This window comes from Neisseria sp. P0021.S005, from assembly GCF_051956955.1.
Map to the genome: position 1 here is coordinate 1 of NZ_JBQCWY010000719.1, position 1,511 is coordinate 1,511.

The following is a 1,511-nucleotide window of genomic DNA, read 5'->3' on the forward strand; positions in this document are numbered from 1 at the left end:
GCCTGTAAGGTATGAAAAAGGTATTTTTGAATATTGAATTTTTAGAAATTACACTCAACCAAATGTTTTAATTTTAAATATCTCTTTGTCAAATGCATGGTTCATGAAATTAAACTACCGTTTATGCCGTTTAAAACCCTTCTAGAATAAAAACTTTTAACAAATTTTCATGGTTTAACTTATCTTAATAATTCATTCTTTTGTGATGAAAAAAAGGAAAATTTGTCGACAATCAGCTCGAGGATAGTTAACTTAAGTCAAAGTTTTAAATTGGAATACGTTATAGTCATTATAATATTTCGGCGAAAAACACATTTATTGCCATGCAAATGATAGATAGATTCTATTGAAAATGGTTTAATTATCAAGCTGAGGCAATTAGGTGGATTTTTTCCGGAGAACCCATTTAATGTCCTGCCCGATGATTTCTACTGATTGACTTTGCCAAGGGCCGTCTGAAAGCAGGACGGCCGGATTTTCAGGAATGGAGAAAAGAGGTTTGCCTGCGCCTAATAGTTTCGGCGCTTGGTAGAGGACGATTTCATCCACCAAGTCATCCTTCAGGAAGGCTGAAGCAAGTGTTGAGCCGGCTTCTACCAGAACTTCGCCAAAGCCAAGCTCTGCCAGTTGCGGCATGAGTGAAAGAAGATTGATGCGACCGTTGATGTGTTCAGACGGCCTGATGATGCGGATATGTTCAAATGCACTCAGAGCCTGCAAACGTTGTTCGTCTGAGGAAAGGGTAACGATAACGGTCGGGCTTTCGGTATCGGTCACGAGGTGGCAGTCCAAAGGGATTTGCAGTCGGCTGTCCAAGACGATACGCGCAGGTTGACGTAGGGTGGGGAAGCTGCGAACGTTGAGTTTCGGGTTGTCGGCAAGTACGGTACCGATACCGGTCAAAACGGCGCAACTTTCGGCACGGAGAATTTGTACGTCTTCGCGTGCCGCTTCGCCGGTAATCCAAAAGCTGCGGCCGTCTGAAAGAGCGGTTTTGCCGTCCAAACTGGCAGCGCATTTGAGGCGGACAAACGGTCTGCCGCGTTCGATACGCGACAGGAAACCGCGGTTGAGTTCGCGCGCCTGAGCTTCCAGCAAACCGCTTTCTGTACGGATTCCGGCGGCTTCCAGCATGGATAAGCCTTTGCCTGCGACCAACGGGTTAGGGTCGGTCATGGCGGCGACTACGCGCGTTACGCCGGAATGAACCAGCGCTTCGGCGCACGGTGGTGTACGGCCGTAATGGCTGCAAGGTTCCAGCGTGACATAGGCTGTTGCGCCTTTTGCCGCCGCTCCGGCCTGCCTTAACGCGTGAACTTCAGCGTGCGGCTCGCCTGCTTTGACGTGGAAACCTTGTCCGATGATTTGGGCGCCGTGTGCAATCACGCAACCGACGCGGGGATTGGGGGAAGTAGAAAACCGCCCAAGCTTGGCCAGCTCGAGGGCGGTTTGCATCATTTGGGTATCAAGTGCGGAAAACATGGTTTCAGACGGCCTTATTTGGCTTTGCA

Annotated in this window: 1 protein-coding gene; it reads right to left on the bottom strand. The window is 48.6% G+C overall.

Annotated elements, in window-relative coordinates:
* Window positions 1–378: 378 nt before the first annotated feature.
* Window positions 379–1,482, bottom strand: a complete 1,104-nt coding sequence (gene ribD, locus ACTHUE_RS18660; RefSeq protein WP_107792217.1) for a bifunctional diaminohydroxyphosphoribosylaminopyrimidine deaminase/5-amino-6-(5-phosphoribosylamino)uracil reductase RibD — start codon at window positions 1,480–1,482, stop codon at window positions 379–381.
* Between the last annotated feature and the right edge of the window lie 29 nt (window positions 1,483–1,511).